Source organism: Nocardia sp. NPDC056952, from assembly GCF_042674185.1.
GTDB lineage: Bacteria > Actinomycetota > Actinomycetes > Mycobacteriales > Mycobacteriaceae > Nocardia.
In genome coordinates this window covers 380,884-404,106 of record NZ_JBHURA010000001.1, presented here as the reverse complement: position 1 = coordinate 404,106, position 23,223 = coordinate 380,884, and the positions used below count along the sequence as shown (strand labels likewise).

Sequence of the window (23,223 nt, the reverse complement as noted above, 5' to 3'; positions counted from 1 at the left end):
GCGAGCTCCTCCCCGGGGGGGGGCCCGGGCGGGGGGGGGGGGGGCCCCGCACCCTGGGCGGCACCTTTATCAAACCCCCCCCCCGGGGGCCCGCCACGCTCCCGGGGGCCGCCCCGGTTGACGTCGCCTCCGGCGAAAACGGCACCGGTGGGCGCCGCCACTTGGCACGATGCGAGGACCGAGTTCCGACAGAATCGAGTCCGCCCATGAAGCCGACACCGTTGTCCGCGAACGGTCAGATGCCGGTCCACCGACCATCTGACCGACGTCCGCGCCTCGATGCCCTGTCCGCGGCGGGTATCGCCGCGTTCACGCAGCTGTTCACCGCGGCGCCGGAAACGACAGCGTCAGATTTCGGCCGGCTGACCGGCGATCTGGTGATGCGGTCCTTTCCCGCGACCGGCTCCCGGTTGCTCGGACCGCTGATGGACCGTCCCGCCTACTTCTGGGTGGGCAAGTCCTTTCGTCACGTGGACGGCGGGATGGCATTCGGGCACAACATCTTCCGCCTGCTCGGCGGTATGCGGGCACTGAACTTCGTGGCAACGGTCGGCGCGTCCTCGGTCGACGGACGGGCGGCGGTGCGATTGGACTACGACGATCTCCGGGCCGGAAGGCCCGGTCCCGCCCACCGGATCTACGACGAGTTGCGCGAGATAGAACCGGGTCTGTGGCTGGGACCCAGCTACTTCAAGCGCGGTGCGAAACTGACGTCCATGGGCTGGTTCGCCCTGGACGCCTCGATCGAGTTCGACGGCCCACTGTGAGTCGGCCCCGCGCTCTCGCCCGGTGACGGTGCCCGAGCCGGGGCACTGAGCCGACGGCCCGGTACCGATAACTCACTCCGTGGCGGCGCGACGGGCGCGATACTCGGCGACGTTCACTCCACCGACACCCCAATCCGTCAGCGGCACTTCGTCGATCACGACATAAGTACTGTCGGGCGCCTTGCCGAGCACGTCGAAGAGCAGGTCGGTGACCCCTTTGATGAGCTGCGATTTCTGTTCCGGGGTGACGTTCTCGTCGGTGACCTTGATGTTCACGTACGGCATGAGCGTGTCCTTTCGATGGGTGCAGCTCTCACAGGATGACCGGAGGTCGGGGCGCTGCGAACCCGAATCCGTTGTGTAGTAGCTCTTTTCGCCGATTCAGGCGGCTCGGCCGGAAACGAAGCCGCCGTCGACGGGCAGGATGTGGCCGGTGACGAACTCGGCGTCGGTGAGATACAGCACGGCCGCGGTGGTGTCGGCGACCTCGCCGATCCGGTTCAGCAGTGCCAGCGCGCCCGACGCGCGCTCGTCGCCGTCGCCGAACAGCGGCGTGCGGATGATGCCGGGGGCTACCACGTTCACCCGGATTCCGGCGGAGGCGAGTTCGGCCGCCAGGCTGGTGGTGAGCGCGTGCACACCGCCTTTGCTGATGAGCGCGGCCGAGGCGGGCAGGCCGGCGAGGGCGTGGTCGATCAGAACCGTGCCGATGTTGACGATGCTGCCACCTTCGCCCTGGGCGAGCAGCTGTCGAACGACGGCCTGGGTGGTGAAGTAGGTGCCCTTGAGATTGCCGCCGAGGTAGCGATCGAGTTCGGCCTCGGTGACGTCGACGAACGGCGTGGCCCCGAAGACGCCCGCGCTGTTGATCAGCGCGTCGACTCGGCCGAACCGATCGAGCGCGGTGCGCACATACGCTGAACCCGTTGCGGGCGAGGCGATGTCACCGACCACGGCAGCCACCTGTCCGGGCGCGGCCAGCTCGGCGGCGACCTCTGCGAGCTTGTCCGCGTCGCGCCCGCCGAGAACGACGTTGTCGCCGCGGGCGACGAGAGCACGCGCGACATCACGCCCGATGCCGCTGGAACCACCGGTCACTATGACCGTCTTCGATGTGGACATGAACTGATCCTTTCAATAGATATACGACCGGTCGTCTTTTAATGGCGACCACAGGGGGCCGCCCCGAAGGCCGACGATGCTGATCAGATCGGCGCCGGATCGGCGCCGACGGGAGTTACGGCCGGAAGTAGTCGTCGAGCAGCCGGCGCAGACACTTGTCGAGCGGCTCGACGGTGCGGTCGATCTTCATCCGGATCACCGCACCCTCCCAGGATTCGAGCAGGAGATCGGCCAGATCCACGGCATCGATGTCGGCGCGCACGGTGCCCTGCGCCTGCGCCTCACCCAAGGCGCCGGCGATGCCGTCGCGCCAGACCGCCCAGGCATCCGACAGCGACTTCCGCAGCAGCTCACTGCCTTCCAGTTCCCCACCGAGGTTGGCGATCAGGCAGCCGCCGGTGTACTCGGAGGCGACGAAATCGTCGGTCAGGGTGGCGAAGAAGGCGCGGACACCGCTGAGCGGGTCCGGCGCCACAGCGAACGCGGCGGCGAGATTGCGCTGCACGCACTGCGAGTGATGCTCGATGACCGCCTGGGCGAAGCTCTCCTTGCTGTCGAAGTAGTTGTAGAACGAACCCTTCGGCACCCCGACCTTGTCGAGCACCTGCTTGATGCCGGTGCCGTGGTAGCCGTTGGACAGCAGGCCGACCGCGCCCTCCTCGATGAGTTGCGCTCTCGTGTCGTCGCTGCGCCTTGGTCGTGCCATGCGAGAACTATACGACCGGTCGTCTAGGAATGGCAAGGCCGACCTCAGTCGTCGTCGACACCGCGTACGGCCAGGGCTTCCCCCATCGCGTCGGCGGTCCGCAATGCCCGCACCAGCACGGGTGTGACCAGTGCGGTCGCCGACCACGACACCCCGCGCGCACGCCGTGCCTCGCCGACATCGTGGACGATCTGCGCCAGCAGCGGAACACACCGAATGGCCAGCGCCAGAAGCAGACCCACCCGCTCCGGGTTCACTCCGGCGCGACGCAGCGGGCCGAGCGCGCGAGTCAGCGCATCGAGCATGGCGCTCACCCGCGTGGTCACCGTGACCAGGGCCGCGAGAGCCACCGATACGAGCAACACCCCGCACACCACCACCGCCCGCGTCGGCGAGGTGGTGAGCAGCTGGAACACCCCGATGATCGCGGTCATCCACAGCACCGGGCGTACCTGGGCGAAGGCCACCCGCCAGGAGACGCGGGCGAGCGCGAACAAACCGGCCACCAGCGCCACGGCGACCAGCACACCGAGCGGCCCGCGAACGAACACCGTCATCGCCAGGATCGAACCGAGCAACAGCGCCAGCTTCACCCCCGCGGGCATCCGGTGCAGCGGCGAGTCGCCGGGGCAGTACAGGCCGATCATTCGATCAGGTGCCGATACGCGTCGATCGCCGCCACCGGCGCGCCGTCGAAAACGACGCAACCGTTGTCCAGCACCACGACTCGATCGAACCCGTCGAGCAGTCCGAGCTGGTGGGTCACCACGATCACCTGCTGATCGAGGGAGTTCAGCGCCTGCGAGACCCGCCGCGCGTTGCGCAGATCGAGCAGCGTGGTCGGTTCGTCGGCGACGATCACCTCGGGCTCACGGATCAGCGCCGAACCGATGGCCAGCAGCTGTTTCTGTCCGCCGGAGAGCAGGTGCGCCGGATGGTCGGTGTGCGCGGCGAGGCCGAAGCGGTCGAGCATCCGCTGGACCCGTGCGGCGATATCGGACTTGCTCAGACCGCTGCGGCGCAGCGAGAACGCGAGGTCCTCGGCGACCGTCGGCATCACGATCTGGGTATCGGGGTCGGTGAACACGAAGCCGACCTTGCGCCGCACCTGCGCGCCCTTACGGGCGACGTCGAGCCCGTCGACGGTGACGGTGCCGGTGGTCGGCTTCAGCAGTCCGTTGAGCATGCGGGCCAGCGTCGATTTGCCCGACCCGTTGGCGCCGATGAAGCCGACGCGGCGTTCGGTGATCCGCAGATCGATGTCGCGCAGCACGGTCCGGTCACCGAAACGGTGACCCACCGCCTCGACGACGATCTCGCTCACGACGCGCTGCGATCAGCCACGGATCAGCCCGGGATACGCGCGATGCACGCCCTTGGCGACGACCGTGGCGATCACGACCTTGGCGAGGTCACCCGGTACGAACGCGAAGTTGGTCGACACCGCCGCCCACGGGTCGAGATCGGTGCGTACCAGCAGTCCCGCGGTGCCGAACAGGTAGATGATCACGATGCCGCCGAGTGCGTTGATCAGCAGACCGAACACGATCGGATACTTCGGCAGGATCATCGCGGTCAACAACCCGATGACCAGCGTCGCCGGAATCCAGCCGATCAGGTACCCGGCGGTCGGCGAGGCCAGCGCGGTGAGTCCGGTGCGGCCGCCGGACAGCAGCGGCAGCCCGATCATCGTCAACGCGATGAACACCGCCACCGCGGCCGTGCCCTTGCGCGCGCCCAGGATCGCACCGGTGAGGATCACCCCGAGCGTCTGCAGCGTGATCGGCACCCCGCTGAATCCGACGGTGATCGCGCCGGGGAGGCCGAGCGCGGCGATCAGGGCCGCGAACACCGCGATCTGCGCCATGTCCCGTGCGGTGAACGCGGTTGCCCACTTCGGGGACTTCTCGACTTCGGGCACGCAGACATCCTTCGCTACAGAATTGAACAACGTTCAAAATAGCAGGCGACCAGGTCGGCGCCGCAACCGGAACGACGCCGCCGCGGGCCGACACCAGCTGACGCCGCGGGGTCGGAGCACCCCCGGTGCGGACGGCTGATCGCGCGGGGCTATCCGGTCATCGATCCAGTCGCGCGTTGAGAATCCGGGCGATCTGGGCGATCGCATCCGGTTGGGTCATTTCGAGGTGGGCCGCGTCGATGTCGAAAATCGATATCTGGCCGCGGACCACCCGCGCCCATCCCTCGTGGCCCGCGGCATCGGATCGTCTGTCGCGTGTCGCGGTGAAATAGAGCATGTCGCTGTCCAAGACCGCGGGACGCCAGGCACCGGCTGCCCGGATCGCCAGGTTGTAGGCATCGGTCAGGCGCTGGATCCGGGCGGCGTCGATCCCGAGGCTGCTCCCCAGGTGCCGTTCGATCAGGTCGGCGGCCTCCTCGGCAGTCGCATCGGGGTCGACGAAATCGACGCCCATGACCGGGCCGAGATTACTGATCAGCTCACCGGCCGTGACGGCGCGCAGCGTCGACTCGTCGACACCGCCCACCTCGGCGTCCAGCAGCGCCAGCAGCGCGACCTGTTCACCGGCGGCGCGCATCTCGACGGCGATGGCATGGGCGATCGCGCCACCCAGTGACCAGCCGAGAAGGTGATAGGGACCGTGTGGCTGGACCGCGCGAATCTCGTCGAAGTAGCGGGCGGCCATTTCCTCGATCGATGTCGGACCGGGGATCTCGCCGGCGATCTGTGGCGCCTGGATGCCGTAGATCGGTCGACCGTCGGAGAGGTAGTGGTCGAGGGTGCGATAACACCACGACAGGCCGACGGCCGGGTGGATGCAGAACAGTGGGGCTCGCTCACCACCGGTGCGGATCGGCAGCAGGATGTCGAAGCCGGCATCGGCCCCGTCGGCGGCGGGACCGGAGCGGATTCTGGATTCGATCCGCTTCGCCAGGTCGGCCGGGCACGGGTCGGACAGCATCCAGCTGATCGGAACCTCGTAGTCGAGTTCCTTGCGCAACTCGCTCACCACCTGCACCGACTTCAGCGAGTTGCCGCCCAATGCGTAGAAGTCGTCGTCGGCGCCCACCCGATCCACGCCGAGTACCGTTCCGAAGGCCCGTGCGACCTCACCTTCCAGCCACGACGAGGGCTCCCGGAACTCCGCTACCGCGAGCACCGGCTCCGGTAGCCGCAGACGGTCCAGCTTGCCCGACGAGTGGAAGGCCACCGTGTCGAGCACCATCATCGTGGCGGGCACCATGTAGTCGGGCAGTTTGGTCGCCGCGTGCGCCGCCACCGCCGCGGTATCGACCGTGGCGCCCGCGGCAGGCACGAGGTAGCCGACGAGGTGCTCCATCGTGCCGATGGGGCGCACCACAGCGATCGCCCGCGCGACGCTGGGGTGCTCGGCGAGTACTGCCTCGATTTCGCCGAGTTCGATACGCAGGCCGCGCAGCTTCACCTGGAAATCGGTGCGGCCCAGGTAATCCAATTCGCCGTTGCGGCGCCAGCGCACCAGGTCGCCGGTGCGGTACAGGCGCCGGCCTTCACCGTACGGGTCGGGCACGAACCGTTCCGCGGTGAGGCCCGGACGTGACTGGTAGCCGCGCGCGAGCTGGGTGCCCGCCAGGTACAGCTCCCCGGCGACGCCGGGCGGTACCGGATGTAGCCGGTCGTCGAGTACGTACGCCCGCGTGTTCCATACCGGTGAGCCGATCGGCATGTTCGCGTTCTCGGCTTCGGTCAGCCGATGCGCGGTCGCGCACACAGTGCATTCGGTCGGCCCGTACAGATTGTGCAACGCGACCCCGGGCATTGTTCGCCGTGCCGCGGCCACCGTCTCGGGGTCGAATGCCTCACCGCCCACCAGGAGCGTGCGCACCGACTCGAGCGACCGCGCGGGCGCCATGTCCGCCAGTACCGCCAGCATCGACGGCACGAGCGCGGCGACCGTGACCCGCTGAGCGGCAATGGTTTCGGCGAGATAGGCCGGGTCGGTATGCCCGTACGCCCGCGCGATCACCAGCCGCGCGCCCACCGCCAGCGGCGCGAACAACTCCCACACCGACATGTCGAACGTAGCCGGGGACTTCAGCATCGCGACGTCGTTCGGCGTCAGCGCGTAGGTCTCGTTGACCCACCGCACCTGGTTGACCACCGAACAGTGCGATACCGCAACACCTTTCGGTCGACCGGTCGACCCCGAAGTGAAGATCACGTACGCGACATTGTGCGAGCGCAGCGGTGCGAGCCGATCGGCGTCGGTGACCGGCCCGTCATCGAATCCCGACAGCTCCAGCCCGTCGAGGGACGACAACTCCAGCACCGGTGCGGCGATGGACAGCATGTAGTCGATGCGGTCCGCCGGCAGGTCCGGATCAACCGGCACGTATCCGCCCCCGGCGGCGTGCACCGCGTAGACGGCGACGACCTGGTCCAGTGAACGCCGCATCCGCAGCGCCACCAAAGACTCCGGCCCCACTCCGCAGGAGATCAACCACCGCGCCAACCGATTGACGCGGGACGCGAATTCCGCATAGGTCAATGTCTGCTCTCCGGCTGTCACCGCGGGCTGGTCCGCTCGCGCCTGCACGGAGTGGGCGAAGACGGAGGGCAGCGTCTCCTCCGGCTGGAGGCGGTGATCGGTCGAATTCCACTGCGTCAGGATGGTTTCCCGCTCATCGGCGCCGAGCAGATCCACCTCGCGCACCGGCTGTGTCGCATCGGTTACCAGTTCGCCGAGCAATCGCAGCAGGCGATCGACGATCGCTGTCGCTGTCGTGGCGTCGAAGAGGTCGCTCGCGTAGATCACCCCGCCGCTGATGCCGGCCGGGTCACCGGCGGAGTCATAGGAATCCGACATCGTGATCAGCAGATCGAACAGTGCGAGGTCGGTGTCGGCCGTCGCGGCGGACGCCGAGAGCCCCGGAAGTTCGAACTGGGCCCCGCCGACGTTCTGGAACGCCAGCATCACCTGGAACAGCGGATGGTGGGCGTGCGACCGCACCGGATTCAGCTCCTGCACCAGGCGCTCGAACGGAACATCGGCATGCCCGAACGCGGCCAGATCGGTCCCCCGCTGGTGTTCGAGTAGCTCGGTGAACGTCATCCCCGGCGTCAACCGGGTCCGCAGCACCAGGGTGTTGACGAACATCCCGACCAGATCGTCGAGTTCGGGCTCGCCGCGTCCCGCGAACGGCGTGCCGATCGCAATATCGTCGGTATCGGCCAGCCGGGCCAGCGTGGCCGCCAGCGCAGCATGGAAGACCATGAACAGCGTCGTGTTGTGTGCTCGCGCGACCTGCTGCAATCCCGCATGCAGATCGGCGCCGACGGTGATCGGTACGCTCGCGCCCGCATGGGACTGCACGGGCGGACGCGGGCGGTCGGTCGGCAGCCCCAGCACCACCGGGAGCTCGGCCAACTCGCGTGTCCAGTAGTCGATCTGGGCACGGAGCAGCGACTCCGGATCGTCTTCGCCCCCCAGTACCGTCCGCTGCCAGATCGCGTAGTCGGCGTACTGCACCGGCAACGGCGGCCAACTCGGCGACTGCCCGAGCAGGCGAGCTGTGTACGCGGTCATCATGTCCCGTGCCAGCGGGCCCAGCGACGACCCGTCGCAGGCAATATGATGCACCACCACGGCCAAGACCCACTCGTCCCGGCCGAGCTCGAACAACCGTGCCCGCACCGGTGCCTCGACCGTCACATCGAAGACCGTCGAGACGAACGCCGACAACGATTCGGCCAGTTCCGGTTCGGCGACCGAGGTCACGGTGATCGGCGCGAAGGCGTCAGCGGCGGAAAGGACCACCTGCGACGGCTCGCCCTCGGCGTACGGGTATACGGTCCGCAGTACTTCGTGCCGATTCAGTACGTCCTCGATCGCCGCACGCAACGCGTCGACATTCAGCTGACCGGACAGCCGTAGCACCATCGGAATGCTGTAGGCGGCAGAGCCGGGCTCGAGCCGGTTCAGGAACCACATCCGCTGCTGTGCGTACGACAGGGGAATTCGCTGCGGCCGCGGCTGCGCGGTCAGGGCTACCCGACCGGTATCGGCGTGCGATTCGGCGCGCGCGGCCAACCTCTCGACTGTCGGCGCTTCGAAGATCATCGACACCGGGATGGTCACATCGAGCGCGGCACCGATCCGCGCGGCCACCCGGGTGGCCACCAGGCTGTTGCCGCCGAGGTCGAAGAAGTCGTCGTCGGCGCCTACGGGACCATCGTTACCGAGGACGTCGGCGAATACGCCTGCCACTATTTCCTCCGCCGGTGACACCGGTGCCCGGAATCGCTTGACCTGGACGACGGGTGCGGGCAGGGCCGCGCGGTCGAGCTTTCCATTCGGCGACAGCGGGATCGCGTCGAGGATCATCACCGCGGCGGGCACCAGGTACGACGGCAGCGCCTCGACCAATGCCGCGCGCAACTGTTCGCCCGAGACGTTCGCGCCGGTTTCGGGCACCGCATAGGACACCAACTGTGCCGGACCGGTGCCCGCACGCCACGGCACCGTGACCGCGTATGCCACCTCCGCTCGCGCGCTCAGCACCGCGTCGATCTCACCCAGCTCCACCCGGTAACCGCGGATCTTCACCTGGAAATCGTTGCGCCCCAAGAACTCAAGGTCGCCGCCGGTATTCCAGCGCACCACATCACCGGTCCGGTACATGCGGCTTCCCGGTTCCCCGAACGGATGCGCCACGAACCGCACCGCGTCGAGAGCCGCCCTGTTCAGGTATCCGCGCGCCAGCGCCGGACCCGCGAGATACAACTCTCCGGCCACCCCCACCGGCACCGGGCGCAGCCGGTCGTCCAGGACCAGCGCCTGTATTCCCGGCAGTGGAGCACCGATCGTCGGCCGATCATCCGGTCGCAGCGCGCGCGTCGCCGTGGCGAGCATCGTGGCCTCGGTCGGCCCGTACAGCACCTGGAACTTCCGGGCGCCCGCCACGTCGGTGCCCGCCCATCGGCTCACCAGATCCGCCGGGACCTCCTCACCACCGGACATCACCATCCGCAAGTCGTCGAGTCCGGCCGGATCCACCGACGCGAGCGCGGCCGGGGTGATGAAGGCGTGGGTGACCCGCTGCACGCGCAAGAACTCGGCCAGTTCGTCGCCGCCGTAGATCCCCGTCGGCGCCACGATCAGCGCGCCGGCTCGACTGGCCGCGATCAGGATCTCCATCACCGCGGCGTCGAACGACGGCGACGCGAAATGCAACACCCTGGACGTGTGCTGTAGCTCGCGGTCGGCGCGCCGCCCCGCGACGAAGCCGGCGATGCCGGAATGTGTGATGGCCACGCCCTTGGGCACTCCGGTGGATCCGGAGGTGAAGACGACGTAGGCGACATCCGAAGCCCGCAGCGGCCGCGTCCGCTCGTCGTCGCCGATCGGGCCGCTCGCCGCCGCGTCGATCCGCGCGGCGACGGCCGGGTCGTCGAGCACGATCCAGTCCACCGAATCGGGCAGCTGGGCGCGCACCGACGACACCGTAACCCCCAGCGTCGCACCAGAATCCGACACCATCTGCTCGATCCGGCTATCGGGATAGCTCGGGTCGACCGGCACGTAAGGCGCACCCGACCGCACCACCGCCCACCACGCGACGACGGACCCCGTCGACCGCGCCGCTGCCACCAGCACCGGATTCTCCGGTCCGGCGCCACGGCGGATCAGCACCCTCGCCAGTCGGCTCGATCGTTCGTCCAGCTGCGCATACGACAGCGTGGCATCCCCCGCGACGACGGCGATACCGTCGCCGTTGTCCCGCACGGCCGAGGTGAACACCTCCGGCAGCAGTCCGGACGGCTCCAGCGCCGCCACGGTGTGCGCCCCGACCCGCGAGGTGAGCGCTGAGCATTCGCCGGCTTCCAGCCAGTCGATATCGCCGACTACCACGGCCGGATCGTCGGCGACGGCTTCCAGTACCCGCACCAGCCGCCGGACGATCGCCGCCGCGGTCGCCTCGTCGAACAGATCCCGGGCAAAGGTCAGCATTCCCGACATACCCTGCGCCACAGCGGCATTACCGGATGAATCGGCCAGCACCAGTTGCAGATCGAACTGGATCGCCTCGGTATCCACCTCCGCCCGGGCAACCCGGACCTCGGGCAGCACCACTTCGATCGTCGACACGTTCTGGAACGCCAAGGCCACCTGGAACAACGGATGTCGTGCCGCCGATCGCTCCGGGTTCAACTCCTCCACGACCCGCTCGAACGGCACGTCCGCGTGCTCGAACGCCAGCAGGTCCGTCTGCCGGGTGCGCATCAGCAACTCGGCGAACGGCTCGCCCGTATCCACCCGGGTCCGCAATGCCAGCGTGTTCACGAACATCCCCACCAGGTCGTCCAGACCAGGCTCGCCCCGTCCCGCGACCGGGGTGCCGATCACCACGTCATCGCTGCTGCTGAGCCGCCCCAGCACCGCTGCCAGCGCCGCGTGCATCACCATGAACAGCGACGACCCTCTCGACCGTGCCAGCGCGACCAGCCGCTCGTGCAGCCTCGCATCGATCTCCACCGGCACCCGGCCTCCCGACAGCGATGCGACGGCCGGGCGTGGGCGGTCGGCCGGAAGTTCCAGCCGGTCCGGTGCGCCCGCGAGCGTCGAGCGCCAGAACTCCAGCTGCTCCGACATCAACGACGCCGGATCGTCCGCGGCCCCCAGCATCTGCCGTTGCCACCACGCGAAATCCGCGTACTGTACTGCGAGCGGCTCCCACAGCGGTGCCTGCCCGGCCAGTCGCGCGGCATACGCCACCATCACGTCACGGGCCAGTGGCCCCATCGACTGACCATCGCCCGCGATGTGATGGACCACGAGCACCAGCAGGAATTCTCCTGTGTCACTGTCGCGCTCGGTGCCGAGTTCGAACAATCCCACTCGTATCGGCACCCGGACGGTCACATCGAATCCACGCCGCACGAACTCGCCCACCACCTCCGGGACGGAATCCGCGGGCACTCGCACCGCCCGCACCGGCACCGCGGTCTCGTCGAGAACGACCTGGCGCGGCTCACCGGCGACTTCTGGATATATCGTCCGCAATACTTCGTGGCGCGCGACCACATCGGCGAGCGCGGCAGCCAGCGCTTCGGTGTCCAGCCGTCCCGACAGCCGCAGCATCACCGGAATGTTGTGCACCGCCGAATCCGGCTCCAACCGGTTCAGGAACCACATCCGCTGCTGTGCCAGCGACAGCGGCACGGAGTCGGGGTGCGCTCCCGGCAGCAGAGGCAACCGGCCCCCACCGCTGAGCGCCGCGACGAGACCGGCCAATCCGCCGACGGTCGGCTCCTCGAAAACCGACCGCACCGGTACCCGCGTATCCAGGGCAGCGCCCAGGCGCGCCACCACCATCGAGGCGCTCAGGGAGTCGCCGCCCAGCGCGAAGAAGTCGTCGTCGACTCCCACCCGGTCCACGTCGAGTACCTGCTCGAATGTCCGCGCGACCAGCTCTTCCACCCCTGGCGATGGCGCCCGGAATTCTCGCGTGAGGGAAACCGGCTCGGGTAACCGATCGCGATCCAGCTTCCCGTTGACGGTCAGCGGCACCTCGTCCAGCACCATCACCGCGGACGGCACCATGTACCGGGGCAACACCTCGGCCAGTGCCGCACGCAACTGCTCGCCCGATACCTCCGCCTCCGGCGCAGCCACGACATAGGACACCAGCAGCACCGCTCGCCCGCCGTCGCGGCGCGGCACCGTGACCGCATACGCCACATCCGCCCGCGCGTCGAGCACCGCGTCGATCTCTCCCAGCTCGATCCTGGTGCCGTGCACCTTCACCTGAAAATCGTTGCGTCCCACGAACTCCAGGTCGCCATCGACGCCACGGCGCACCACGTCGCCGGTGCGGTACATGCGCTGACCCGGCTCCGCGAACGGGCAGGCGACGAACCGCGACGCGGTCAACCCCGTCCTGGCGGCGTACCCATCGGCCAGGCCGGGACCGAACAGATACAGCTCGCCCTCGACACCGTGTGGCACGGGCCGCAACCAGGTATCGAGAACGACGACCGCGACGGGGCCGACCGGCCTGCCGATCGTGATCGCGGCGTCGGGCGCCAGTGTGTCGCTGGCGGTAGCCCAGATCGTGCTTTCGCTGGGCCCATAGAGATTGACCATGGTGCGATGCGGCGCCCACCGGTCGACCAGTTCCGGCCCGACCGCCTCACCGGCTGTTGCCAGCACACGCAGCCCCTCGAGACCGTCGCACGAGAGTGTCGCCAGCGCGGAGGGAGTGATCACCACGTGCGAGATATGTTCGCGCCCGATCAGATCCGCCAGCTCGGGTCCGGCGTAGACATCGGGAGGCGAGACGACCAGTCGGCCGCCTGAGCCGTGGGCCATCAACAACTCGAACACCGAGGCGTCGAAGCTGGGCGAGGCCACCTGCAGCACTACCGAGCTCGGGTCGACGCCCAGAATCCGCCGCTGCGCCGCGACGATGTCGGCCAGGCCGCGATGGCTGACGAGCACGCCCTTGGGCATACCGGTCGACCCGGAGGTGTAGCTCACGTACACGGTCTGATCCCGCCGAATCGGTCCGCCGCGTTCGGCATCGGTGATCGGCACAGCGGGAACCGAATCCGCGTCGCCGAGCATCTGCTCCTGGTCGAGGAACAGCCAGTCGACGCCGTCGGGACGGTGCGTCCGGGCGGATGAGTCGGTCAGCCCGAGCACGGCTGCCGAATCCGACAGCAGAAAGTCGATCCGCTCCGATGGCAGGGTCGGATCTATCGGCAGGACCGCGGCACCGGTCTTCGCCACGGCCCACAGGGTCACCGTTGCCGCGAGGGATCGCGGAAGCACCGAGGCGATGACCTGTCCCCGACGGACGCCATGCCGCAGCAGGATCCGGGCCAGACGGGTGGATCGCTCGTCGAGTTGCCGGTACGTCATGGCGGTCGCACCGCATCGCACGGCGATCGCGGCGGGTTCGGCGGCAGCGCGAGCGGCGAGGATCCGGTCCAGCGTGTCCGGGATCGCCGGTCGCGCACCCGAAACCGGCCACGACGGCCCCGGTTCCTCGTCGAGCGGCAGCTCACCCAGCCGTACGTCGGCGTCGACGGCGACCCGGCCGAGCAACGCGACGAAGCGGTCGAGGATCCGGCGCGCCGCCGCGGCGCCGAACGCGTGGTCGTGGAAACGGAGGGTGATCCGCAGTGCCTGTGCTTGGCCGTGCGCGGACTGTTTCGGTGCCACGACCAGGCTCAACGGGTACGGCGTAGCGTCGACACCGCTGAGTTCGTCCACTCGCAGGCCCGCCGACTCGATGAGTTGCTGCAGTGCCGTCCGGTCGACGGGAAACGATTGGAAGGTGACGGCGGTGTCGAAGAGTTCGGGCAGACCGACGCTGCGGTGAATCTCGGGGAGGCCGATGTGGTGATGATCCAGCATGCGAGCGTGCCGCTCTTGTATGCCGGTCAGCAACTCGCGCACCGTCATGGTGGGGTCGAGCGGGACTCGCACGGGAATCGTGGTCAGGAACATGCCGAGCGTCTGATCGACCCGCGGCAACTCCGGTGGCCGTCCCGACACCGCGGATCCGAAGATCACATCGGTCTCACCGGTCAGTACCCGCAGATTCAGAGCCCAGGCCGCGGCGACCGCCGTATTGATGGTGACGGCCGACTCGGCCACCACTCGACGGAGTTCTCCGAAACGATCTGCCGTCAGCTCGGCCTCGATTTCGGCGGCGGACACCGAACCCGTCGCGAGCACGTCGCGGGACACCCGGGTGGGTGCGTCGACATCCGAAAAGGCCTGTGCCCATGCCGCCTTGGATGCGGCAGTGTCCTGCCGCCCCAGCCAGGACAGATAGTCGCGGTAGGAGGGTGCGGGTCCGGCGAAGTCGATATGGGCGGGAGACCCGTAGTAGTCGAGTAGTTCGCGCATCAGCAGCGGCATCGACCAGCCGTCCAGGATCACATGGTGATTCGTGACGAGCAGCCGGAAGGACCCCGCGTCGAGACGGATCAGCGTCAAGCGCAGCAGCGGCGGAGCCGACAGGTCGAATCCCGCCGCCGCGTCCGCTGCGGCGATCGTCGCGGCATCGGCCGGGAGTTCCGCGCCGCCGTCACCGGCGAGATCGATCTCCCGGAAGCCGATCTCGGCATGGTCGAGCACGATCTGGCGCGGCCCGCCCACGGTCTCCACGAAGGCGGCCCGCAGAATATCGTGCCGGTCGACCACGGCCTGCGCGGCACGGCGCAGGCGTTCACCGTCGACCTCGCCGGAAAATCCGATCATCGTCTGGACGGTGTAGTTGTCCCCGGCATCCGGATCGAACGTCGAGTGGAAATGCACACCGGATTGCATGGGCGACAACGGCCAGACGTCGGACAGGCCGTGGTACTGCTGCTCGAGCCGATCGAGGTCGGATTGGGTGAGGGCGACGAGCGGAGAATCCGAGACGCGGTCCACCTGCGGAGCCACATCGGCGTCGGCCATCGCGGCGAGGGCGGCAACTGTCTTGCCTTCGAAGACATCTCGCGGCGTGAGCGTGAGCCCGGCCGATCGCGCCAGCGCCACCAGTCGCATCGAGACGATACTGTCACCGCCGAGCGCGAAGAAATTGCTGTCGGCGGACACGGTGTCGAGATGGAGCACGTCGGCGAAGAGTCTCGCCATGACTTGTTCGGCATGCGTGGACGGCATTCTGCCGTCCGTGGCGTGGGAATCGAAAGCCCTCTGCCGCAATGCTTTCCGATCGAGTTTTCCCGTAGGTGTGCGCGGCATCTCCTCCAGCTGCACGATCGCTGCGGGATTCATATAGCGAGGTAGTGTGCGTGAGAGATCGTCGCCGAGTGCCGCCACGTCTACCGCGGCGCCCGAGGGGGAGACGAAATAGGACACCAGAACCGGTTCGTCGGCAGGCCCCTTCACCACGACGGTCGCGACGCTCGCCACCTCCGGGTGCAGAGCCAGGTGAGCATCGATTTCCCCTGGCTCGATCCGCAGGCCGTGGATCTTGACCTGCTGATCGCCTCGGCCCAGATACTCCAGCGCCAGTCCGGCGCGACCGCGCACCCAGCGCACGGAATCACCGGTGCGGTAGATCCGTTCGCCGCGAACCGATCGCGGATCCGCGACGAAGCGCGACGCGGTCACGTCCGGTCGATCGACGTATCCGCGGGCAAGTCCGGGCCCACCGATATAGAGTTCGCCCACGACACCGACCGGCACCGGTCGCAGCCACCTGTCGAGAACCATCGCGGACGCGCCCCGGATCGGGCCGCCGATCGTCACCGGTTCGCCGGGCACCAGGGCGTCCGACCCCGTCGCCCAGATCGTGCACTCGGTCGGTCCGTAATGATTCATCAGCCGTCGACCGTGCCCCCACCGGTTCACGGTGTCCGGCTCGGTGGCTTCGCCGACGACCGCGAGCGATGTCAACGACGGCGTCCGCGTCGGATCCATGGTCTTCAGCACCGACGGGGTGATGATCGCGTGCGAAACCTGCTGCGATCGAAGCAATTCCTCGAGATCGGCGCCGGCGTACACCTCCGGCGGCGACACCACGAGACCGGCGCCACTACCGTGCGCCAACAGCAACTCCGACAAGCAGGCGTCGAAACCCGGCGACGCGACCTGCAGCACCACCGAACCCGGACCGACACCGAAGGCGTCGACCTGCGCCGAGACGAGGTCGGCCAGGCCACGATGGCTGAGGTGGACCGCCTTCGGTTTACCGGTCGATCCGGACGTGTAGATCACGTATGCCGCGTTGTCGGCCGACAGCCGATCGCCCCCGGCCGAGATGTCGGACAGACGTGGTAGATCCTCGTCAGCATCCGAAGCCGTAGCGTCCAGTATCAACCAGTCGACAGTATCCGGAAGACTCGGCGCGACATCGCTGGTCGTCACGCCGAGACCGGTCCGGGAGTCGGACAGCAACTCCGCGATCCGCGCGGCGGGATTGCCGGGATCCAAGGGCAGGAAGGCGGCGCCTGCCTTCGCCACCGCCCAGATCGCGACCACCAGTTCAGCCGAACGGGGAACGGCCAACGCGACGATCGACTCGGCGCGAGCACCATGGCGGGCCAGCAGATGAGCGAACCGGTCGGCGCGGCGCTCGAGCTCACGATAGGTCCACGTGGTGTCACCGCTGCGCAGGGCCACAGCATCCGGATACCTGCGCGCGGTCCCCCACAGGATGTCGCGCAGCACGAGTTCCGCGGCGGGCGGCTCCTCGCTGCCGACCGAAAGCAGTTCCGCGCGTTCGGAATCCCAGCAGGAGGAGATCGCGGCGACGTTGCGGGCGGGATACCTGACGATCTGCGTGAGAAGGAGTTCGAAGCGTTCGAGCAGCGTGCGGACCTCGTCCGAATCGAATCGGTCGGTGGCGAACTTCAGCGTCACTGTGTAGGTGCTCGGCTCGTCGGCGGCATCCGATCGCCGGTCGCGACTCGACCGCGGCGGGGACACCTGCAAACTCAGTGGATACGGCGTGGCGTCGTGTGCGTCGATCTCGACGAACCGCAAGCCCGCGTCGGACAGATCGCGCGCCAGCAGGTCCCGGTCGAGCGGATAGGACTCGAGCACCGTCGCGGTGTCGAACATATCGGTGATGCCGGTGGCCCGTTGCAGCTCCGCCAAGCCGACGTACTGGTGATCCAGCATGGCGGCCTGCTCGGATTGCACGCGGACGAGCAGGTCGCCGACGGTTTCGCCGGGTTCGAGGCGGACTCGGACAGGCAGGGTGTTGACGAGAAGCCCGACCATGCGCTCGACATCCGGAATCTGCGGCGGGCGGTGCGCGATCGTATTGCCGAAGACCACGTCCGACCGTCCGGTCTGCGCCGCGACCAGCAGTGCCCACGCCACCTGCAGGGCCGTGTTGGCGGTGACGCCGTGTGAGCGGCCCAGATCGAGAAGCGCGGCGGTGGTCGCCGCGTCCAGGTTCAGGTCGACCTCACCGACGTGCGCGGCGACGGACCGATCCGGCCTGCCCGTGACCCGTGTCGGACTGTCGATTCCGGCGAGCGCCTCCCGCCACGCGGCGGTTGCGGCGTCACGATCCTGTGCCTGCAGCCACCGCAGATACTCTCGGTACGAACGTGGGGGCGCGAGCTCGGCGGTGTCGCCATCGGAGGTGTACAACGAGAGCAGTTCGTGGATCAGCAGCGGCATCGACCAGCCGTCGAGCACGAGGTGGTGGTTGGTGACCAGCAACTGGAAAGTGTCGACGCCGGTGCGCACGAGGTGGAAACGCACCAGCGGTGGACGGGCCGGGTCGAACGGAGCCACGGCCGCCGTCGCGAGTCGCCGAAGTGCTCGCGCCCGCCTGCCCGCATCGCTGATGCCGGCGAGATTCGACTCGCCCCACTCGACTTCGGTGTCGCGCAGGACGATCTGCCGTGGTCCGTCGACACTCTCGACGAACGCGGTCCGCAGGCTGTCGTGCCGGTCGATGAGCACCTGCGCGGCGCGGCGCATCCGCGCACCGTCCACCTGCCCGGCGAATGTCAGCGCCACCTGCACGATGTAGCCATCGTCGCCGTCGCGGTCGTAGATGGTGTGGAACAGCAGCCCGGTCTGCAAGGCGGTGAGCGGCCACACATCGATCATCGACGGGTATTTCCCCAGCCAGTGGTCGACATCGTCCTGCGAGACGGCGGTGAGCGGGAAGTCGGAGGGAGTGAAGCCGTAGCCGGTGTCGGATCGGACGTGATCGGCGAGTGCCCCCAGCGCGCGAGCCCACAGCTCGGTGAGCTCGTCGACCTCCTCGCCACCCACTACCTGCGAGGCGAACTCCCAGGTCACGTCGAGTTCGAGCCCGTCGCGTCCTTCCTCGGCGATCGCATTGACATCGAGCACGGCCGGCAGCGCCATCCCCGGATCGTTCGTCGCGGTCAGTGCGGTGAACTCGGTGGTGGGCGCCCAGGGCATCGATCGTTCACCGACACTCACCCGCCCGAGGTAGTTGAAGCTGATCTGAGGTTCGGGCAGGTCCGCGAGCTCGGCACTGCCCTGGGGATCGAGATGACGCAGCACCTGGTAGCCGATGCCGTTGCCCGGCACCGCCCGCAACTTCTCCTTCACCTGTTTGATCGCCAGCCCAGCACTCACGCCGCCGGCCAGCGCGTCATCGAGATCGACACCGTCCCAGTCGATCCGGACCGGGAAGCGTGTGGTGAACCAACCCACGGTGCCGCTGAGATCGGCGCCCGGCACGGCCCGCTCCTCGCGGCCGTGTCCCTCCAGCGAGATCAACTCGCCCGCGTCCGCCGCAGTACCGCGCCTGCGCCGCCACTCACCGAGTGCCAATGCCAGCGCCGCGAGCAGCGGATCGTTGGCGCTGCAGTGGAAGCGATCCGGAATGGTGGTGAGAACCGCCTCGGTGACCGCTGCCGGGATGCGCTGATGGACCCGGCCCGCCGTGGCGCCGACGTCACGATCGGGAACCAGACGGCGCGATCCGACTAGCTGATCACCCGGCGCGAGGACGTCCTTCCACCTGTCGAGTTCCGCCGACCGTCTGCCCGGTGCCCGCTCGACCAGGCCGTGCGCCCACCGCCGGAACGAGGTGGTGACCGGGCCGAAATCCGGTTCGCCGCCGGCGGAGATCTGCGACCAGGCCCGCGCGAGGTCGGCGAGGATGATGCGCCACGACACCACGTCGACGGCGAGGTGGTGAATCACCAGCCACATCAGGTCCGGTCCCGAGCCGTCGCGATCCTGCATCCAGACGGCTTGAACGAGCACCCCCCGGCCCGGGTCCAATCGATCGGCGGCCTCCTGCAGGTGCCGGTCGACCTCGGCGGCGTCACGTCGATCGAGGCGAACATCGACGAGCGCGGCGTCCGGGTCGACCGCGTTCCGCTCGAGCACCTCGACGTAGCGATCAGCCGAATCGCCGCGCAATACCGCGCGCAGCATGTCGTGGCGGTCCAGCAGGGATCCCACTGCGCGCACGAGGCCCGCACGGTCGACCCCTTCGGGCAGTTGCACGAGCGCGGCCTGTGCGAATCGGTCGTAGTGACCCCGATCCAGCATTGCGCACATGATCGGCGACAACGGCATCGGTCCTTCGCCGCCTCCGGGCAACTCCGCCAACTCGGGCGTATCGCTCGCTGTCGTCGCCGTGGCCGCCAAGCCCGCAACGGTCTTGTGCACGAACACATCCTGGGTGGAGAAACTCAGGCCATCGGCTTTGGCCCGCGCCACCAGCTGGATCGACAGAATGCTGTCGCCGCCCAGGGCGAAGAAGCTGTCGTCCGCCCCGACGAGAGGCACGCCGAGCACCTCGGTGAACAGCCGTGCGACCGCCTTCTCCCGGGCGGTGGCCGGCGACCGGCCGACTGGCGCGGTCCCGAATTCCGGCTTCGGCAGAGCGCTGCGATCGAGCTTGCCGAACGCGTTCACCGGGAGGCTGTCCAACGCGATGATCACCGCCGGAACCATCTGCGGCGGCAGCGAATCACGGGCGAAGCGCTGGAGTTCGAGCGGTTCGATCCGACGGCCGCTGACCGGGACCACATACGACGCCAGCACGGTCGTGCCCGCGTTGTTGGGCACCGGCACCGTCACGGACAGATCCACGTCCTCGTGGGTGGTGAGCGCGGCGTCGATCTCACCCGGTTCGATCCGGTAGCCACGGATCTTGACCTGGAAGTCGCTGCGTCCCATCAATTCCAGCGTCATCTCGGCGTTGTCGCCGGTCCAGCGTGCGAGGTCGCCGGTGCGGTACATCCGCTCGCCGGCGCCGCCGTACGGATCCGCGACGAACCGGGCGGCGGTTTCGACGGACAGATGGCTGTATCCGCGGGCCAATCCCGGCCCGGCGAGATACAGCTCGCCCGCGGTACCGTTCGGCACCGGTTGCAGCGTTCGGTCCAGCACCATCGCCGCGACGCCACGAATGGGGCCACCGACCAGGTGGGCGTGGCCGGGTCTCAGCATGGCGCCGGCGGCGGTCACGGTGGCTTCGGTGGGACCGTATTCGTTGTACATGGACAGCGACGGCGCCCACCGCTCGATGACGTGCGGTGGACATACGTCGCCGCCGACCACGAGCACGCGCACGTCGGTCGCCGGATCCGGGTCCACGGTTGCCAGCATCGTGGGCGTGAGCGTCAGGTGGGTCACGTGCTCGTCGGCCAGCAGTCGCGTGAGCGGCTCGCCGCCGGTCACCTCGGGCGGCACGATCACCAGCGTGGATCCGCTCGCGAAGCAGGTCAGAAACTGTTCCATGGAGGCGTCGAAACTGGGCGAGAGCGCATACGACACCCGAGCGGTCGTGTCGATTCCGTAGGTGGCGGCCCGGTCGGCAATCAGATTCGCGAGGCCGGTGTGCGTGACCTGGACGCCTTTCGGCGTTCCGGTGGATCCCGAGGTATAGGTGATGTAGGCGATATTGGACGGGCGCAGTGGCCGGGTCCGGTCGTAGTCGGAGATCGGCCCGCTGCCGGCGCCGTCTTCCCCCAGGGTCGCGGGATCATCGAGAACCACACAACGCGTCGCCGGTGGGAGTTGGTCGCGCAGCTCGTCGATCGTGATCGCCACGGCCGCGCCGCTGTCGGCGACCATGTGTTCTACCCGCTTGCGCGGGTACTCGGGGGCCAGCTGGACGACCGCGGCCCCACATTTCGCGACCGCCCAGGTCGCCACAACGGATTCGACCGAGCGTCGCAGCATGATCGCCACCGCTGTGTCCGGGCCACAACCCAGCGCTGTCAGATGCCGGGCCAGCTGGGAGGATCTGTCGTCCAGCTCGCCGTAGGTCATCGTCTGCCCGGCCGAGGTGATCGCGCACGCACTGCGATTGCGGCGCGCGCTCTCGGTCAGAATCTCGGGAAGCAGCCGTGTTTCGACTCCGCTCGGCCCCCGCACTCGCGGCAGCGTGGACCGTTCGTGCACGTCGAGCAGTGACAATCCGCTGACCGGATATTCCGCTCCCCCGGCGAGGAACTCGTGCAGGAACATGCGGAATCGCCGGTGGTGACCAGCGAGCTCGTCCGGGGTGTAGGCATTCGGATTTCCCTGGAAGTCGATATGCGTACTGTCTTTGCCCGCACCCGGATAGATATTGACGAATAGGTCGGCGGTAGGGCCCGAGGTGAGGACGTTCAGGCGGCCTGTCGTGTTGCCGAGCACCACCTCGTTCTCGATCAGCATCAGGTTCACAGCAGGCCCGAAGGACGCCGCCTCGTCGCGCGCGATCCCCATATCGTGGAATATGTCCTCCTGGCGGTAGCGCTGCCGCCGAAGTGCACTCGTCAACTCACTTTGCACCGCGGCGATCAGTTCACCGACGTTGCGGCCGGCCACCCGCACCCGCAGCGGGACCACGTTCGCCACCATCCCCCCGGAACGGCGCAGCACGGCGGAGTGCCGACCCGAAACCGGCAGGCTCAGCATTACTTCGTCGCTTCCGGTCATTCGCGCGAGATAGGCGGCGAATGCCGCGACGATGGTCGGAGCCACGCTCTGACCGTGTTCGAGCGCGACACTGTCGAGCAGCCGCGCGGTGGCGTCGGGCAGCTCTGTGCTGACCAGCGCCGGATGAATAGTGGGCTTGCCGACGCGACCGGCCAGGCTGACAGCGGGCGGCGCGCCTGCCAGATGCTCCAGCCAGTATCTGCGGTCGTTGTCGAAACGCGTCGAACCCCGGTACGCCAGATCCTGCTCGACGATGACCCCCAGGTCCTGCGCCGCGCACGATGCCGGTTCCTCGGACTTCACCCAAGCGTTGTACAACTCGGTCATCCGGTGCAGCATCGTTACCGCGGCGAATCCGTCGAGCGCGATGTGGTGCGCGCGCTGGTACCACAGGAAATGGTCCTCGCCGACCCGGAACACGATGCTCGTCACGAGGTCGTCGTTCAGCATGTCCAGCGGCGCGGAATAGTCCTGAGTCATCATCGCGCGGGCGGTCGCCACCGGATCGGTGTGATGGCGCAAGTCCATGACCGATACCGGACCTCCACGGTCCTCGTCGACGAACTGACAGGGCTCTCCGTCGACCTCGATCAGTCGCGTGTGTCCGGATCCGAACTCACGACTGGCGGTTCGGCAGGCCTCGGCAAGCAGCTCGGCGTCCACCTCGCCCGCGATCTCGACGTATTGGGCCACAGAAATCGGTGACGATTCCGTGAGATGCTGGGCAAACCAGATCCCCCGCTGCGCCGCCGTCAGCGGGAAGATTTCGAATGACGGGTGTCCACTGCCGTTGGAATCAGTGCCGGAACCGTTACCGGAATTCTTTTTTCGGGAATAACGGAATGAGCCGATTTCCAACCGCTTCGACCGGTCCTGACTGCCATCGACGCGACTCTTTCGGCCCATATCGACCTCCGTTCATACCGCTCACTTCAAGAGGTCGATTATATAGCCGCAAAGTTGCCGAATCAGATTTCCGGAACCTTTCAACATGGTCACGAACACAGGGAACGACGTTTAGGACACCGCCGTTGTGGCGATCGGCACCCCGACCAGGCCGACCCCTGGTCGACATCCTCTCCGATGGGCGGTCCCGGCCGTCCGCCCATAGTCGGATCGCCCGCGGAACATGCATCGGGTACCGAATTCAGCACGATTCGGAATCGATCCACAAAGGTCGCACAGACCCTTGCCGCACCGCTCCGATCGCTATACCGTGTCGTGGGGGCCGTGGACCGAACTCCCCGGCTACAGCATTCCC

8 protein-coding genes are annotated in these 23,223 nt (G+C 67.9%); 1 reads left to right on the top strand and 7 read right to left on the bottom strand.

The genetic code is table 11. From position 1 onward, the window contains the following. The first annotated feature begins 206 nt into the window (after positions 1-206). On the top strand, positions 207-767 hold the full coding sequence (locus ACFTS5_RS01755) for a hypothetical protein (RefSeq protein ID WP_378626648.1): 561 nt from the start codon (positions 207-209) through the stop codon (positions 765-767). A gap of 72 nt (positions 768-839) precedes the next feature. On the opposite strand, the gene ACFTS5_RS01750 is transcribed toward ACFTS5_RS01755, so the two are convergent. The 7 genes from ACFTS5_RS01750 to ACFTS5_RS01720 all read right to left on the bottom strand — a co-directional run bounded on the left by ACFTS5_RS01750 (position 840) and on the right by ACFTS5_RS01720 (position 22,820). Then, on the bottom strand, positions 840-1,052 hold the full coding sequence (locus ACFTS5_RS01750; protein WP_378626646.1) for a 4-oxalocrotonate tautomerase family protein: 213 nt from the start codon (positions 1,050-1,052) through the stop codon (positions 840-842). 96 nt (positions 1,053-1,148) lie between these two features. After that, the gene (locus ACFTS5_RS01745; protein WP_378626645.1) at positions 1,149-1,889 is read right to left on the bottom strand and encodes an SDR family NAD(P)-dependent oxidoreductase; all 741 of its coding nucleotides are present in this window, start codon (positions 1,887-1,889) and stop codon (positions 1,149-1,151) included. A gap of 115 nt (positions 1,890-2,004) precedes the next feature. Then, positions 2,005-2,595 (bottom strand): TetR family transcriptional regulator C-terminal domain-containing protein, encoded by a 591-nt coding sequence (locus tag ACFTS5_RS01740; protein WP_378626644.1) that lies wholly within the window; start codon positions 2,593-2,595, stop codon positions 2,005-2,007. Positions 2,596-2,639: 44 nt separating this feature from the next. Then, positions 2,640-3,242, bottom strand: a complete 603-nt coding sequence (locus ACFTS5_RS01735; RefSeq protein WP_378626643.1) for an energy-coupling factor transporter transmembrane component T family protein — start codon at positions 3,240-3,242, stop codon at positions 2,640-2,642. After that, positions 3,239-3,919 (bottom strand): energy-coupling factor ABC transporter ATP-binding protein, encoded by a 681-nt coding sequence (locus ACFTS5_RS01730; RefSeq protein WP_378626642.1) that lies wholly within the window; start codon positions 3,917-3,919, stop codon positions 3,239-3,241. Before ACFTS5_RS01730 ends, ACFTS5_RS01735 begins: the two co-directional genes overlap by 4 nt. A 12-nt stretch (positions 3,920-3,931) precedes the next feature. Next, positions 3,932-4,462 (bottom strand): biotin transporter BioY, encoded by a 531-nt coding sequence (locus ACFTS5_RS01725; protein ID WP_378628276.1) that lies wholly within the window; start codon positions 4,460-4,462, stop codon positions 3,932-3,934. A gap of 211 nt (positions 4,463-4,673) precedes the next feature. Beyond that, positions 4,674-22,820, bottom strand: a complete 18,147-nt coding sequence (locus ACFTS5_RS01720; protein ID WP_378628275.1) for an amino acid adenylation domain-containing protein — start codon at positions 22,818-22,820, stop codon at positions 4,674-4,676. Between the last annotated feature and the right edge of the window lie 403 nt (positions 22,821-23,223).